General features: G+C 42.7%; 14 protein-coding genes. All 14 read right to left on the bottom strand.

What is annotated here, in order from left to right; all coding sequences use genetic code 11:
• Positions 1 to 30: 30 nt before the first annotated feature.
• Positions 31 to 1,074 (bottom strand): dihydrolipoamide acetyltransferase, encoded by a 1,044-nt coding sequence (locus QM873_RS03290; RefSeq protein ID WP_414278789.1) that lies wholly within the window; start codon positions 1,072 to 1,074, stop codon positions 31 to 33.
• A 441-nt stretch (positions 1,075 to 1,515) separates the two neighbouring features.
• Positions 1,516 to 2,508, bottom strand: a complete 993-nt coding sequence (locus QM873_RS03285) for an alpha-ketoacid dehydrogenase subunit beta (RefSeq protein ID WP_023026810.1) — start codon at positions 2,506 to 2,508, stop codon at positions 1,516 to 1,518.
• Positions 2,509 to 2,524: 16 nt separating this feature from the next.
• Positions 2,525 to 3,493, bottom strand: a complete 969-nt coding sequence (locus QM873_RS03280; protein ID WP_048789008.1) for a thiamine pyrophosphate-dependent dehydrogenase E1 component subunit alpha — start codon at positions 3,491 to 3,493, stop codon at positions 2,525 to 2,527.
• 223 nt (positions 3,494 to 3,716) lie between these two features.
• Positions 3,717 to 4,883 (bottom strand): ATP-grasp domain-containing protein, encoded by a 1,167-nt coding sequence (locus QM873_RS03275; RefSeq protein WP_023023220.1) that lies wholly within the window; start codon positions 4,881 to 4,883, stop codon positions 3,717 to 3,719.
• 21 nt (positions 4,884 to 4,904) lie between these two features.
• Positions 4,905 to 5,645 carry an esterase family protein gene (locus QM873_RS03270; protein WP_048690507.1) on the bottom strand — a complete coding sequence of 247 codons (741 nt, stop codon included), beginning with the start codon at positions 5,643 to 5,645 and terminating at the stop codon, positions 4,905 to 4,907.
• A gap of 39 nt (positions 5,646 to 5,684) precedes the next feature.
• Positions 5,685 to 6,512, bottom strand: coding sequence for an alpha/beta hydrolase (locus QM873_RS03265; protein ID WP_414278788.1), 828 nt, complete (start codon positions 6,510 to 6,512; stop codon positions 5,685 to 5,687).
• A 94-nt stretch (positions 6,513 to 6,606) separates the two neighbouring features.
• The gene (trmFO, locus tag QM873_RS03260) at positions 6,607 to 7,941 is read right to left on the bottom strand and encodes a methylenetetrahydrofolate--tRNA-(uracil(54)-C(5))-methyltransferase (FADH(2)-oxidizing) TrmFO (RefSeq protein WP_414278787.1); all 1,335 of its coding nucleotides are present in this window, start codon (positions 7,939 to 7,941) and stop codon (positions 6,607 to 6,609) included.
• Positions 7,942 to 8,100: 159 nt separating this feature from the next.
• On the bottom strand, positions 8,101 to 8,805 hold the full coding sequence (locus tag QM873_RS03255) for a DUF3307 domain-containing protein (RefSeq protein WP_048715974.1): 705 nt from the start codon (positions 8,803 to 8,805) through the stop codon (positions 8,101 to 8,103).
• The gene (locus QM873_RS03250) at positions 8,789 to 9,466 is read right to left on the bottom strand and encodes a SatD family protein (RefSeq protein ID WP_342992096.1); all 678 of its coding nucleotides are present in this window, start codon (positions 9,464 to 9,466) and stop codon (positions 8,789 to 8,791) included. The genes QM873_RS03255 and QM873_RS03250 overlap by 17 nt, the downstream gene beginning before the upstream one ends.
• A 107-nt stretch (positions 9,467 to 9,573) precedes the next feature.
• Positions 9,574 to 11,661 carry a type I DNA topoisomerase gene (gene topA / locus QM873_RS03245; protein WP_048715970.1) on the bottom strand — a complete coding sequence of 696 codons (2,088 nt, stop codon included), beginning with the start codon at positions 11,659 to 11,661 and terminating at the stop codon, positions 9,574 to 9,576.
• Between the two features lie 92 nt (positions 11,662 to 11,753).
• Positions 11,754 to 12,596, bottom strand: coding sequence for a DNA-processing protein DprA (gene dprA, locus QM873_RS03240; protein ID WP_048715968.1), 843 nt, complete (start codon positions 12,594 to 12,596; stop codon positions 11,754 to 11,756).
• A gap of 76 nt (positions 12,597 to 12,672) precedes the next feature.
• Positions 12,673 to 13,599 (bottom strand): ROK family protein, encoded by a 927-nt coding sequence (locus QM873_RS03235; RefSeq protein ID WP_048715966.1) that lies wholly within the window; start codon positions 13,597 to 13,599, stop codon positions 12,673 to 12,675.
• 11 nt (positions 13,600 to 13,610) lie between these two features.
• Positions 13,611 to 14,381, bottom strand: a complete 771-nt coding sequence (locus QM873_RS03230; protein ID WP_129822075.1) for a ribonuclease HII — start codon at positions 14,379 to 14,381, stop codon at positions 13,611 to 13,613.
• Positions 14,368 to 15,219 carry a ribosome biogenesis GTPase YlqF gene (gene ylqF, locus QM873_RS03225; RefSeq protein WP_048715962.1) on the bottom strand — a complete coding sequence of 284 codons (852 nt, stop codon included), beginning with the start codon at positions 15,217 to 15,219 and terminating at the stop codon, positions 14,368 to 14,370. The genes QM873_RS03230 and ylqF overlap by 14 nt, the downstream gene beginning before the upstream one ends.
• Positions 15,220 to 15,269: the final 50 nt, after the last annotated feature.

Raw genomic sequence — 15,269 nt, 5'->3', positions numbered from 1 at the left:
CTCTTTTTCTTGTTTCTATTCTCTCGTTGATTAGACCAACATTGAAATCGGGTCTTCAATCAAGGCTTTCAAGTCTTTCATGAATTTGGCACCAGCCATTCCATCGACAACGCGGTGGTCAATGGTCAAGCCCAAGCTCATGATTGGACGAATGACAATTTCACCATTCACAACCACTGGTTTTTCAACCGTTGCACTAACTCCAAGGATGGCAGAGTTTGGTTGGTTGATAATCGGTCCAAATGATTGAACACCAAACATCCCCAAGTTACTGATAGTAAAGGTTGAGTTTTGCAATTCACTTGGAGCAAGCTTACCATCCAAGGTACGTCCGATAACATCCTTGAAGGCTACGACCAACTCTGACAAGGTCATCTTTTCAGCATTGTAGACAACTGGAGTCATCAATCCATTGTCCATTCCAACTGCCATCGCTAAGTTGACATAATTGTGAGTGATGATGGTTTTGCCATCTTCTGTTAATGACGCATTGATGTATGGATGTTTCATCAAGGTCTTAACCACTGCTAGAGAAAGCAAATCTGTTACAGTGACTTTCTTGCCAGTGGCCTCCATAATTGGATCCAATACCTTCTTACGAAGGGCCAACATTTGAGACATATCAACGTCATAGTTCAAAGTAAAGGTTGGTGCTGTCAAGTAAGATTCCACCATCCGTTGAGCAATCACCTTACGCATTGGTGTCATCGGAATCCGCTCGATCTCACCATAAGGTGTCACATTATCAGGAACTTCTTCGACTTTCTCAATTTGAGCAGGTGACTTAATGGTCTCATTCTCAATATTCTCAGGAAGGAAAGCAAGGACGTCCTTCTTCATAATCTTACCACGATGACCAGTTCCTTGGATTTCTTGCCAAGCAATATTGTGTTCTAAAGCAATTCGTTTTGCAAGTGGTGAAATGCGAACCACATTTGTGTCTTTATATGTTTCCACGTCTTCTTTGTGGACACGACCGTTTGCGCCTGAACCAGAAACATCATAGAGGTTGATCCCAAGATCATCCGCTAATCTTCTAGCCGCAGGAGTCGCTCTTAGCTTATCATCAGCCATGACCTCTCCTATTCTATACTAAGATATCAAGGACGAAGAGGACAAAGAAAAAATAGGAGATTGACGATGTGTTCGATGAACACAAGGAAATCTATCTTTTTTTCACAGGCCTCCGTCCGGATTCAATTATAAGATACTAAGGGCGTTAAAAGTCAAAGTGAAAATAGGAATCTTGATGAAGAAACTTTAGTTTCTAGGAAAGTTTATCTTTTTCACACAGACTTTAGCCCGAGTTCAATTTTATGATGCAAAGGGCGTTTAAAAGCGACCGAAAAATAGGAAATCAACACAGACTTCGATGAAGTCAAGGAGATTTATCTTTTTTCCGAGCTTTTAGCCCGTGCTCTAATCTAAGATACTAAGGACGTAGAGAACTTTGCATCATTAGATACAAAGCTTCTTCGTCTGAATTATTACTAGTTACATAATTTATGTTATGTATTATTCTTTGTTGTAGGTTTTTCGGATGGCATCTTTGATGCTTTCAACTGTTGGAATCATTGCATTTTCGAGGTTTTGTGCGTAAGGCATTGGCACATCTTCTCCCGCACAACGACGGATAGGTGCATCCAAGTAATCAAATGCTTCTGATTCAGAAATAATAGCTGAGATTTCACCGATATAACCACTTGTTTTGTGGGCGTCATTGACAAGGACTACTTTTCCTGTTTTCTTGACAGAGTTAATAATGATTTCTTTATCAAGTGGGACCAAAGTCCGTGGGTCTACTACTTCTACTGAGATGCCTTCTTCTGCCAATTCTTCAGCTGCTTGCATCACGCGACGAAGCATTTTCCCGTAGGTTACGACAGTGACGTCAGTTCCTTCGCGTTTGATTTCTCCGACACCAAGTGGAATCGTGTAGTCTGGATCAACTGGCACTTCCCCTTTTTGGTTGAATTCTGATTTGTATTCAAGAATGATAACGGGGTTGTTATCACGGATAGATGACTTGAGCAGTCCCTTCATATCCGCTGGCGTACCAGGAGCAACAACTTTCAAACCAGGAATATGAGTAAACCATGATTCCAAGGATTGGGAGTGTTGAGCTGCAGATCCAACTCCATTACCAGCAGCACAGCGAACGGTCATCGGCACTTGCCCTTTTCCACCAAACATGTAGCGAGTTTTAGCAGCTTGGTTGACAATAGCATCCATGGCAATTACTGAGAAATCCATGAAGGTCATATCAACGATTGGGCGAAGTCCGGTCATGGCTGCCCCTGCTGCCGCACCTGAAATCGCAGCCTCAGAAATTGGACAGTCACGAACACGTTCTGGACCGAATTCCTCAAGCATTCCTACTGAAGTTCCGAAGTCTCCACCGAAAACTCCGACATCTTCCCCCATCAACAATACATTTTCGTCGCGACGCATTTCCTCAGACATAGCAAGTATAATGGTATCGCGGAAAGACATTAATTTAGTTTCCATAATTCTATACTCCCCCTTAGTCTGCGTAAATATCTTCGAAAGCTGATTCGAGTGGAGGGAATGGGCTTTCTTCCGCAAATTTCACTGAAGCTTCCACTGCTTCTTTTACTTCTTCTTGGATCTGATCCAATTCTTCTGCGCTCGCAATCTCATTTTCAAGGAGATACTTGCGAAGGTTTTCGATTGGATCTTTCTTCTTCCACTCTTCGACTTCTTCACGGGTCCGGTATTTACCAGGGTCTGAAGATGAGTGACCAAGCCAACGATAAGTGACACTTTCAATCAAGACAGGACCTTTACCAGAGCGGACGTGTTCAACAGCTTTTTGGAATCCTTCATAGACATCGATAACATTGTTTCCATCAGGAATAAACATTCCAGGAATGCCGTAAGCAGCACTACGCTCGTGGATATGCTTGACATTGGTCATTTTCTTAATGTCAGCAGAGATTCCATAACCGTTATTGATACAGTAGAAAATTACCGGAAGATTCCAAATAGAAGCCATATTCACTGCTTCGTGGAAGACACCTTCGTTGGTTGCGCCGTCCCCAAAGAAGCAGACAACAATCTTGCCAGTCTTATGCATTTGTTGAGTAAGAGCAGCTCCTACTGCAATCCCCATACCACCACCAACAATACCGTTGGCACCAAGGTTACCTGCATCCAGGTCGGCGATGTGCATAGAGCCACCCTTCCCTTTACAAGTACCAGTATACTTGCCAAGGATTTCAGCCATCATTCCATTCAGGTCGATCCCTTTAGCGATCGCTTGTCCGTGACCACGGTGGTTTGAAGTGAGCAGGTCATCCTCGTTCAAAGCTAGCATTGCTCCAACGTTGGCTGCTTCTTCACCAACAGAAAAGTGCGTCATTCCTGGCACTTTCCCTTTTTTTACTAACTGTGCAATTTTTAAGTCCATGCGACGGATTTCTTCCATTTTACGGAACATTTCCAATAAGAGACTTTTATCTAATGTTGCCATTATTTCGCCTTTCTTAGCATTTATTCATTCTCTTTCATTTTATCCAAAATTGAAAGCACTGTCAAAAAAAATGCTCAATTATCTTCACAAATCAAACTCTATAGAACATTGGTGTAATAGAGTTTTTCAACTGTTATATAAAAGATTCACAAAGTCATATATTGAGAAAATATTGATACTTAGGAATAAAAAAACCGATAGGAAAAGACCTATCGGCTCGCTTTTATTCAGCTCGTTGACCAAAGTCACGAATCATTTGTTCCAATTCCTCACGACTTGGAGTTGTTAACATGTAGAGATAGTCCCCTTGAAGCTCCGCAAAAGCTGCAGGCATGATCTTCTTCACTCGGAATTGGTGCTGGTATTTAGCCAAGACTTCTTCCTCTGAAAGGACATAGGCTGCATTAGCACGGCGTGAAGTTGCCAAGCAATAAAGAGGTTCAAATTCAGAAGCTGGGAAAGGTTCTCCTGCTACAATAGCTGCATACCCACGGTACAAGTCGATGGAGTGAGCATAATTGTATACATCGATCGTAAATCCACCTGCAGGTCGGTTATTGTACTCAATCGCAATATAGTCATCCCCATCACGGAAAAACTCAATATGGAAGAACCGCTCCTTCATACCAAAAGCTTTGACAATAGCTTCACCGTACTGACGCAATTTTGGATCCATCTCTTTGAGGACATAATAAGAGTTGTCCATCTTGTAGAGCATCAAGTCAAGTGGTGTATAGGCATAGTCAAAAGTAGTTGAAAAGACAATGTTTCCATCTCGATCCACTAAACCATCAAAGGTACAGATTTCACTAGAAGTAACGAATTTTTCAAAGAAATACTCTGTATGTCCATCCCATTCAGCTTTGAAATGATTCACATCTTCTGGAGTTTCAATTTTAAAGGTCGCTGCCGCTCCTACTCCGTTATCAGGCTTGGCAATCAATGGCAAACCAATCTTCTTCACAGCCTTATCGATATCTTTTTCTGCTTTGATCACAGCACCAGGAACGACAGGAACTCCTGCTTTCTTAAAGAGTTTCTTCATTTCTGATTTAAACTTGGTTTTCTTTAAATCTTTTGGTTTGGCCCCAAAGACATTGAATTGCTCACGAAGTGCCGCATCCAATTCCAACCAGTATTCATTGTGAGATTCGATGCGATCGATTGGGCCATGTTTATAGAAGAGAAAGGCAGCTGCACGCTTCACTTCGTCCAAGTTTTCCATGTTATCAACTCGGAAATACTCTGTTAAACTATTGCGCAATGGCTCGTCTAACTGTTCATAAGGCTCCTGACCAATCCCTAAGACAGTAATGCCTTTGTTAGCCAGCTCGATGGTAAATTGTTGAAAGTTTTGCGGATAATAAGGTGAAATAACAAGATAATTCATAGAGGTCTCCTCCTTTTTAGCTTATAAATACATCTGACCTAAGAAATAAGGCATTTGCTTGCGCCACCAGTCCCAATCGTGAGCGACGTCATGGCCCCACTCAGCAAACCATGCAGGAATATTTTTGTGGTCAAAGGCTTCTTTTAGTTTGTAGAAAGATGGTAGGCCATCTTGTTCCCAAGCTCCAAGACCGGTACAAATGACAATTTCCGCCTGACGGTAACGGTCAATAAACCAGCCGTCATTTTGATGCCAAATATAATCAGATGGCGAGTTTTGATAAATCGCTTCGTCACCACCAAATTCACCAACAAAGAAACGAGCATCATAGACACCACTCAAGGCGATCACCTTGTTGAAGACATCTGGATGTTGCAAGAAGAAATTAAGGGCGTGGTAGGCTCCCATAGAGCAACCAGTTGTCATCATCGGATCAAACCAGCCTGTTTTGTGCTTGATGAAAGGAATGGCTTCTTCAATCACATAGCGCTCGTAAGCACGGTGCATCTCTGCTCGATCATGAGGGTTTTTCCAATCACATAGCCAGCTTTCACTATCGACACTCGAAAGGGTGAAGAATTGAACCCGACCTTCTTCGATAAACTGAGCACAAGCATCAATCATACCAAAGTCATAGTACTCGTTATGGCTCCCACCTGATGAAGCAAAGACTACAACAGGAATCCCTGCATGTCCATAGCGGTTTAGATACATTTCGCGGTTAAGTTGGCCACTCCAGTGGCTTAAATGTTCAATATTCATAAGTTCCCTCTTTCTCTTTATTTCTTTATTTACAGGCTATTAATCCCAATTTTCAGCTAAAAAGCGCAGACATTCTGGTAAATGCTCGGCCCAGGCTTCTTCGTGGTGAATAGCCCCAGATTGAATCCGAATGGCAATATTTTCCAAAGCCACCCCTTGTTGAATGACATCATGATAGTACCGAAGGGATGAGTCAATATAGGCTTGCTTGATATTTCCCGCCATCAGCGTTTTATCCGTATCATCAGCTTCTTCAGTCCCCACATAGATGTAGATCCGTTGATCTGCATAAAGCTTCTTCCGCTCGATATAGCGATCAAAGGCCTCTTGGTGCAACCAGTTAGCAGAGGAGAAGACACCCAGACAACCGATTTGGTCTTGGTACTCTAGGCCCAAGAATTGGGTGATATTCCCACCAAGCGAAGATCCAATCATGGCTGTATGTTCTCTATCAGCAAGGGTTCGATATTCTTGATCGATAAAGGGTTTGACGACATCCATGACAAACTCCCCATACTCGACACCCTTGCCACCAAATTGCATACCAGGGATATTGGACTCCTTGTACTTCCAGGCAGAGTATTCGTTCATCCGTTGCAAACCATCGTTATCAATGGCAACGACAATCATACGACTAATGTCAGGATTTCGCTTAATGGCTGGAATGACTTTCCAGGAATGACCCGCATAGGCTTCCTTGCTATACAAAACGTTTTGCCCATCGTGGAAATATACCACAGGGTAGCGACGATCTGTATCTGTTTCGTAATTCTTAGGTAATAAGACTCGCACACGACGGAGTTTTCCGGTATAAGGCACTTTCAACTCGTGTGTCTTCATCTCTAAATAAAAGTAGGATTTATTCATTGTCAGAAAACACTCTATATTCTAAATTTTTATTTATTATACCATTTTTATAAGAAAAAGTCTGGATTTCTCCAAACTTTTTCAGTGATTGACTTTATTTTCCAACAAAAGCAGCCAGATCTTGTAAAGAACGTTCGGCAATTTTCTCATACCGTTCCTTCTTATCCCGAATGCGTGGTCCTTCCAGCTCCTTGATGATCCCAAAGTTGACATTCATCGGTTGGAAATGCTTGCTGTCGGCATGGGTAATATAGTGAGCCAAACTTCCGATGGCTGTTGTTTCTGGGAAAATCGCTGCTTCTTCTCCTTTGAAAAGACGTGCCGCATTAATCCCAGCCACCAAACCTGAAGCCGCTGACTCGACATAGCCCTCTACTCCTGTCATTTGCCCCGCAAAGAAGAGGTTGGCTTGCTTCTTAGAACGGTAGGTTTGTTCAAGGAGATTTGGAGAGTCCATGTAAGAATTGCGGTGCATGACGCCATATCTCACAAACTCCGCATTTTCCAAACCAGGAATCATTTGAAAGACCCGCTTTTGCTCGCCCCATTTAAGGTGAGTTTGGAAGCCAACGATATTGTAGAGGCTAGCAGCTGCATTGTCTTGGCGCAATTGGACTACCGCATAAGGGGTCTTAAAATCCCCGTCACGAGGTCCTTTGTAGTCATCTGGATACTCGAGTCCAACTGGCTTCATAGGGCCATAGAGCATGGTTTTGATGCCTCGTTTGGCCATGACTTCAATTGGCATACAACCTTCGAAATACTTTTCTTTTTCAAAAGAGTTGAGCGGGGCTTCTTCCGCATTCACCAAAGCCTCATGGAAGTCCATAAACTCTTGTTTGGTCATGGGACAGTTGAGATAAGCCGCTTCTCCTTTGTCATAACGAGACTTGAGGTAAACCTTGTTCATATCGACGGTATTGACATCGATGATTGGAGCTGCTGCATCATAAAAATAGAAGCCATCGCCACCATTGAGCTCGTGGATCTTTTCCGCCAAGGCATCGCTGGTTAGAGGGCCCGTTGCGACGACTGTGATCGCATCTGTCGGCAATTCTGTAATTTCATCGCGAATCACTTCGATGAGCGGGTGTTGGGACACCTTTTCCGTCACTCGACTAGCAAAGCCTTCCCGGTCCACTGCCAGTGCTCCACCAGCTGGTACACGAGTCGCTTCAGCCGCTTCAAGGATGACAGACCCCAGACGACGCATTTCTTCTTTGAGGAGCCCGACAGCATTGGTTAGAGAATCCCCTCGGAGAGAGTTGGAACAGACTAACTCAGCAAAGTTGTCTGTTTTGTGTTGCGGAGTGGATTTGACCCCACGCATTTCGTAAAGCTTGACCGGAATTCCCTGTTGGGCAATCTGATAAGCTGCTTCGGAGCCAGCAAGGCCCGCACCGATGACATTGATATAAGATTGAGACATGACACTAATACCTCTTTGGGTATCCAAACACCCCACTGGACTGTTAGACACCCACAAATCTTTCTAATTTTCTACTTGGTCCATTATACCAGAAAGCCAAGTAAAAAGACAGGGAGGGTTTTCCTTCCTGTCTTAGACCTAAGTCTGTTATTTGTTTTCTTATAGACACAACCAAGCAGCAAAGAGGGCTGATAGGATACTGAATAAGGACCCGATTAAATAATACTCTGCGAAGGCTGGATTCTCCGAAATTTTATTGTAGCGGGCGATGGATTTGGCCGTAAAGACCAGACCGATAGAAGCAAATTGGCCGTAGACGAGACAGGCACCGATAATCAACCGCTCTAAGAAGCCAATCATGGAACCAGCCCCAGTGATGGTATCCATTTTCTCCTCCATCGTCGGCTGGTACTTAGCAAAAAGAATTTTAAAGACGATATTGGTCGGTTTTCCCACTAGGAGGACATAAAAGATTAGCTTTAAACTGTCAATAGGTAAATAAGTCGTGCCATTTTTAGCTCCCCAAAGGACTAGGAAACTAATGATACCGACATGCAAGACTTGATCCAATGCAAAAGTCCATGCGGCTGTTACATTCAATTGCTTCTGCACCCAAGGTTTTCCGTAATCAATCCCTGCATGAGTCAGCAAAATGATCAAGCAAATCCACCACAAATCCAGATGACAGAGGGAAACGACGAATAGAGGCAGAGCTACATACAGAATATGAAGCCCGAGCACCTTCTTATCCTGATCCTTGTGGTCCGCCATCTTTTGACTTTGAAAATAATAATCAGACAACAAATGACAACTCAACAAGAGAAGCAAGTATGGATTTGTTACGATACTAGATAATCCTGTCATAAGCCTCTCCTTTCGCTAAACTTTGAATACTAGCTAGTGATGCTGCTCGCCCCCGTAAGTAAACCCGGATACTGCTACTTTTCAGCCGTTTAGAGAGAGCACTTGGGTTTATCTCCAGCGATTGGGCCAAATCCTGCTGACTAAAATTCTCACTATATACACACCTCTTAAGAAGATCTAGCAGGATTTCTTCCTGACTTCCACGCCAACCCGAACGAATGGCTTCCCCGGAAGCGATGAGGGCATTCACAAAGAAGTCTTGCTTTTCCTTCCCGCATGAAAAATAAATCTGGGTATTGCCGTAGTCATTTTTCTGATGAACCAGATTGATGGCGGCGCGTGCATTCCAATAGGCTGGCCCATCCGCACCGATACTTTGTAAGGGATCAATATCTGTTACAATCTCACCGAGACCAATCCCGAAACGAAGTTGAGTCGGGGTTAGTTCAGAACGCAGGGTATCGATGATTTGAAAAACCGGAGCATCCACCTTTAAGAGCCCCTGAAACTCATCACCAAGGGTCAAGGTAAAATTGGATGCTATGAATTCTCCAAATAGTTCATTCATTGTTTGAAGCGTTTTTTCTAACTGTTTTTGCAGGTCAAAACGCTCTTGAACCATTTTGGAATCAATGACATCTGCAATCAAAGCAAGATACATAAGCCCACCTCCTTGTGTCTATTATAACGAAAAAAAACAAAAATGTCTATTATAACAGACATTTATTAAAATTGCCGTTATAATAGACATCGCATGATTCTAAAATCTTATTTTACTTTTTCTTCTTCGTAGTCGCCGTTGCTACATACGACTTGCTTACCGCCACCACGAACTTTTTTCTCAACTAGGTAGTGACCACATTTTGGACAATCACGGCCAATTGGCTTGTCCCAAGAGGTGAATTCGCAGTCTGGATAGCGATTGCAGCCATAGAAGAGACGGTTCCGTTTGGTTTTACGCTCGATGATTTGGCCTTGGTGACAATCTGGACATTCCACTCCAATTTCCTTAACGATAGCTTGCGTATGGCGACAATCAGGGAAATTGCTACAAGCGAAGAACTTACCAAATCGACCCAACTTGATGACCATCGGACTTCCACAAACCTCACAGTCAAATCCAGCAGCCTCATCCTTGATTTGGATTTTCTCCATCTCTTCTTCAGCCTTGGCTACTTCTTTTTTAAAGGGTTGGTAGAAGGAATCAATAACCTTTTGCCACTGTTCTTTCCCGAGTTCGACATCATCCAACTTTCCTTCCATCTCAGCGGTAAAGGTTACATTGACGATATCTGGGAAGAATTCAACGATCAGTTTATTGACGATTTCTCCTAATTCGGTTGGCTCGAAGCGTTTGGCTACAAGCTTCACGTAATAGCGTTTTTGAATGGTCTCAATGGTCGGTGCATAGGTTGAAGGACGACCAACTCCATTTTCTTCTAAAGTCTTAATCAAAGTCGCTTCAGAGTAACGAGCTGGTGGTTGGGTAAAGTGCTGTTCAGGTTTGCTGTTGACCTGAGTGACGGTGTCACCTTCTTCCATGTCCGGTAGCATCTTATTCTTGTCCGAATCATTGTAGATCGCCAAATAGCCGTCAAACTTCACCTGACTTCCATTTGCTGTATATTGAACTCCATTTTGCCCTAAACGGACATTCATGGTATCAAAAATAGCTGCTGTCATCTGACTAGCCACAAAACGATTCCAGATCAAGGTGTAGAGCTTGAGCTGGTCCTTGTCCAAATACTTGGCAATTTTCTCAGGCGTATTGTAGACGCTAGAAGGACGAATGGCTTCGTGGGCATCTTGAGCACCAGAAGCATTCTTAACCCGGCTACCATGCTTAGAATACTTATCTCCAAATCGATCAACGATAAAGCTAGCTGCTTCATTTTGAGCGACTGGACTAATCCGAGTCGAATCCGTACGCATGTAGGTAATCAAACCTTGAACACCTGATCCAATATTGATTCCTTCGTATAATTGCTGTGCTACCATCATGGTCTTACGAGTACGGAAATTGATCTTATTGGCAGCATCCATCTGCATGGAAGAAGTTGTGTAAGGAAGCGGCGCATTGCGTTTGCGCTCTTTCTTCTCAACCTTTTCAACGATATACTCTTTCCCATCTAGATGCGAAAGTACAGCTTTCACATCCTCCTGGTTTTGAAGTTTCATCTTCTTGCCATTCATTCCATAGAAATTGGCTTGGAATTGCTTGGTCCCCTTTTTAAAGGTTCCATCAATTGTCCAATATTCTTCTGGTTGGAAGGCATTGATTTCTTCTTCCCGGTCAATAATTAACTTAAGCGCAACGGATTGCACCCGACCAGCCGAAAGTCCCTTCTTCACCTTTTTCCATAGAATTGGTGAGATGGAGTACCCAACAATCCGGTCCAAGACACGGCGCGCTTGTTGAGCATCTACCAGATCCATATCAATCTTACGGGGTTCTTGAAAGGCATTTTTTACCGCATCCTTGGTAATTTCGTTGAAAACAACGCGGTTCTTATCTTCCTTATCCAACTGAAGAATATGCGCCAAATGCCAAGAAATAGCTTCTCCTTCACGGTCCGGGTCACTTGCGAGAAAGACTTGTTTGGCTTTTTTAGCCTCTTTTTTCAAATCATTAATCAAAGGACCTTTTCCGCGAATATTGATGTACTCTGGTTCGTAATTGTTCTCAAAATCAATAGACATGGTAGATTTTTTCAAGTCACGAATATGACCCACGCTGGCCATGACCTTATAATTTCTACCAAGATACTTTTCAATCGTCTTCGCTTTCGCAGGAGACTCCACGATGACTAAATTCTTTTTAGTTGTTGTGGTTTTCTTTTTTGTTTTAGTAGCCACTTTTTTACCTCTATTTTGTAATAAACCTCATAGAGTGTAAACTATTTTTTTCGGGATGTCAACCGTGAAGTTCTCCTATAGGAAAACTCATTTTAAAATTCAAACTCATCTAGGACATCTTTTCCACTGGTGACCAGCTTTGCACCTTCTTGAATGAGGTGGTGACAGCCATCTGAACGTCCATCCAAGATCGAACCAGGAATAGCAAAGACATCTCGCCCTTCTTCCATAGCACGCTCGCAGGTGATCAGACTTCCAGATCGCATCCGCGCTTCCGCCACAATCACTGCTCTAGAAAGCCCAGCAATAATCCGATTGCGTTCTGGAAAATGATGTTTTTGAGGGCCTTGTCCAGGACCGTATTCTGTTAACACTAAATGACTCCCACTCATGTACTTCTGCAATTGTTTATTGGATCTAGGATAGAAGACATCTAAGCCAGTACCAATCACTCCAATTGTCTTTCCTCCATTTCGAATAGCGGCATAATGGGCTGCAGCATCAATTCCCTTGGCTAATCCGCTCACCACAATCAATTCATTATTTAACTCGTTAATGATTTTCTCGACGGATTGAATCCCGTTACGACTACAGGATCGACTTCCTACGACCGCAATCTTTGGCTGTTTAAGAAGATCAATATTGCCTGAGTAAAACAACAAAACAGGTGGGTTATGCATCCAGAGAAGCTCTTCAGGATATTCCGGATCCATAATGGAAATCGAATCAAACTCCTTAAACTCTTCTCTCAAGACCTTGTCATCAATCCGGATATACCGTTCCATAAATAGTGTTTGATTACGACAACCTGCAATTTTTGCCATTAATTCTAAAGAGGGCCACTCCCCATTCATTTCCCAGTAATTGACAATGTTAAAAACCTGTAGATTTGACAGGCCAGCAACCTTTAATTTATAAAGTTCATATTTCTTCATTCGTAAACCTCTTTTTCTACTATCTATTTATAATATTCGTAAAAGAAAACAAAAAAAGCTCTAAAAATAGAACTTTTTAATGATTTTCTAAGATGTTAAAATGACAAACTGCCCCCAAAAGATTACTTGAGTTGTGGTAACGAGCTGCTTGAATCTCTACTAAAGAAAATCGTTGCTCCCCACTTTCCTCCATCAGGCTTTTATACTGATGGTTAATCTCTTCTAAAAGAAGGGGTTGACTACTAATTCCCCCACCAATCGTCACTTTTTCAAGCCGAACCAAAGACTGAAGGTTATAGATTAGGATCGCAATTTCTCGACAATAAGAAGCAAATAAGTCTTGCAATTCCTCATGATAACCAGCTTCAAGGACTTCAAAAACTTGAACTCCATCTTCTTCAGGCAATTCTAAGAGTCGACTAGCATTAGCCACAAAATTGACTGCAGAGCCTAAATTTTGAACCAAACTGGAAATCCCATGTCGCAAAATCTCGGTCTGATATTGCTTTTGTTCAGGAGTCACTTGCTTCTCCCCTAAGCTTGGCCAACGAAGATAATCCTTGAGATTCCAGGTGGAAATTAAGGAACCGTTGGAAGTCAAGGCTAAGCCTACCCCAGTTCCTAACACAAAGGTTGCGCCACAATCACAATCCTGGAGGTTTCCAATTCGTGCTTCTGCCAAGCCTGCAGCATCCCCATCGTTGAGGACGGTCACAGGGACTTGAAAAGTCTTATTTAAACGAGAAGCTAAAGGAATATTCCTTAAATAAGGAACGAGGCCACCTTTAAAGACAAATCCCAGTCGACTATTGATTTCACCCGGACAAGAGATGGCGATCCCAGTGATTCGATTCTGGAACAAGCAAATCACGCGCTCAAGAGCTTCCCAGAATTCCTCAATAGTAGCTGGTGTCGGAACTTTAGAGGAATCATTCACCTGATAGGCTTCATCCACTAAGGCATATTTAATAAAGGTTCCTCCAATATCAAAGGCTAATAGCATTTCCTTCCCTCCTAGTCAAGATCCGTCATGGACTTAATGGGTTCGAAGCTTCGACGATGGATAGGCGTGACCCCATGTCTTTCCAAGCCCTCAAGATGATTGCTTGTCCCATACCCCGCATTCTGAGCAAAATCATAACCTGGATACTTTTGGTCATAGGCTGCCATCATCTGATCTCGTGTCACCTTCGCCACAATAGAAGCAGCTGCGATAGACAGAGAATTAGCATCTCCTTTGATGATGGATGTCTGAGAAATAGGGAGGTCCAATTTCATAGCATCAATCAAGAGGTGTTGAGGTTGAGGGTCCAATTCTTGAATAGCCTCAAGCATGGCTAATTTGGTTGCTTCATAAATATTAACCTGATCAATGACCCGATTATCTTTTATCCCAATCCCGACAGAGAGAGCCTGATCTAAAACCGCTTGGTAAATAGCATGGTGCTTCGATTTTGGAATTCTCTTACTATCGTTTAAACCTGGAATCTTACAATTTTCAGGCAGAATGACGGCTGCTGCGACGACAGGGCCAGCCAAAGGGCCTCGCCCTACTTCATCAACACCTGCAATAAGATGAATCCCTTGAGCATAAAGTTCTTTCTCATAGGCTAGCATTTTTTCCAAACGCAAATCTTCGTCTACTTGTTTTTGGAGTTCGCGTTTTCGTTTGCTGATAGCCGCTTGAACGCCCGCTCGACCATCAAGGATCAACTCTTCAAATAAGGGATGATCTAGCCTATCAATCGTTGACAAACACTCTTTGATTTCTTTAATCGTTGGCATCTACTTCACCTACACGATCAAGGGTATAGCGACCCAAACGACCATCACGTACATCCTTGACAAACAAACTGTAGAAGCGATCATAATCATCTCGGAAACCTAAGCGTTGAGTCATCTCCATAATGATTTCAGGCGCTTCCTGATCTAATTTCATTTGCTTATAGCGTTCTTGTAACTCTTTAGGGTAGTGCTCTTTAAAATAGTTGAGGCCAAAAATGGTCACTTCATCCATTGGAAGCAACTGGTCCTTAATTGCTCCTGTTAAGGCGAGCTTCAAGGCCACTTCTTCATCTTCAAATTTTGGCCAAAGAATCCCTGGGGTATCCAAGATTTCGAGGTCCTTATTGGTTTTCAACCACTGTTGCCCCTTGGTCACCCCTGGTTTATTTCCAACAACAGCAATCTTTTTCCCTGCTAAGCGGTTCATCAGCGTTGATTTACCAGCATTGGGAATCCCGATAATCATGGTCCGAAGGGTTTCAATTTGAATCCCTCGTTCCTTCTGACGGGCAATTTTATCGGCCATCAAAGACTTAGCAGCATCTGTAACCTTTTTAACCGTAGATTGCTCTTTAGAGTTAATAGCCAAAGTTTTGATCCCTTGTGACTCAAAATACTCCTGCCATTCTTTTGTAGCGACAGGATCTGCCAAGTCTACCTTGTTCAGAATCATCAGCTTAGGCTTATCACCAACAATTTTTGTTAACATAGGATTTTGACTTGATAGAGGCAAACGAGCGTCCACCAAAATTGTCACGAAATCCACAAATTTAATATTTTCTTGTACTTGTCTTCTAGCTTTGGACATATGTCCAGGAAACCATTGAATAATCGCCATGAAATGAAATCCTTTCAACATTCAATCTTATCTATTATACCATGAAATAC

Source organism: Streptococcus australis (genome assembly GCF_047463015.1).
Classification (GTDB): Bacteria; Bacillota; Bacilli; order Lactobacillales; family Streptococcaceae; genus Streptococcus; species Streptococcus australis_F.
This window is presented reverse-complemented; position numbering and strand designations above follow the sequence as displayed.

Excerpts from the sequence above, each read along its gene's own strand:
- QM873_RS03255 (WP_048715974.1), bottom strand. The coding sequence starts at position 8,805 with ATGACAGGATTATCTAGTATCGTAACAAATCCATACTTGCTTCTCTTG.
- QM873_RS03275 (WP_023023220.1), bottom strand. The coding sequence starts at position 4,883 with ATGAATTATCTTGTTATTTCACCTTATTATCCGCAAAACTTTCAACAA.
- QM873_RS03235 (WP_048715966.1), bottom strand. The coding sequence starts at position 13,599 with ATGCTATTAGCCTTTGATATTGGAGGAACCTTTATTAAATATGCCTTA.
- QM873_RS03280 (WP_048789008.1), bottom strand. The coding sequence starts at position 3,493 with ATGGCAACATTAGATAAAAGTCTCTTATTGGAAATGTTCCGTAAAATG.
- dprA (WP_048715968.1), bottom strand. The coding sequence starts at position 12,596 with ATGAAGAAATATGAACTTTATAAATTAAAGGTTGCTGGCCTGTCAAAT.
- QM873_RS03250 (WP_342992096.1), bottom strand. The coding sequence starts at position 9,466 with ATGTATCTTGCTTTGATTGCAGATGTCATTGATTCCAAAATGGTTCAA.
- QM873_RS03270 (WP_048690507.1), bottom strand. The coding sequence starts at position 5,645 with ATGAATATTGAACATTTAAGCCACTGGAGTGGCCAACTTAACCGCGAA.
- QM873_RS03230 (WP_129822075.1), bottom strand. The coding sequence starts at position 14,381 with ATGCCAACGATTAAAGAAATCAAAGAGTGTTTGTCAACGATTGATAGG.
- trmFO (WP_414278787.1), bottom strand. The coding sequence starts at position 7,941 with ATGTCTCAATCTTATATCAATGTCATCGGTGCGGGCCTTGCTGGCTCC.
- QM873_RS03290 (WP_414278789.1), bottom strand. The coding sequence starts at position 1,074 with ATGGCTGATGATAAGCTAAGAGCGACTCCTGCGGCTAGAAGATTAGCG.
- ylqF (WP_048715962.1), bottom strand. The coding sequence starts at position 15,219 with ATGGCGATTATTCAATGGTTTCCTGGACATATGTCCAAAGCTAGAAGA.
- QM873_RS03285 (WP_023026810.1), bottom strand. The coding sequence starts at position 2,508 with ATGGAAACTAAATTAATGTCTTTCCGCGATACCATTATACTTGCTATG.
- QM873_RS03265 (WP_414278788.1), bottom strand. The coding sequence starts at position 6,512 with ATGAATAAATCCTACTTTTATTTAGAGATGAAGACACACGAGTTGAAA.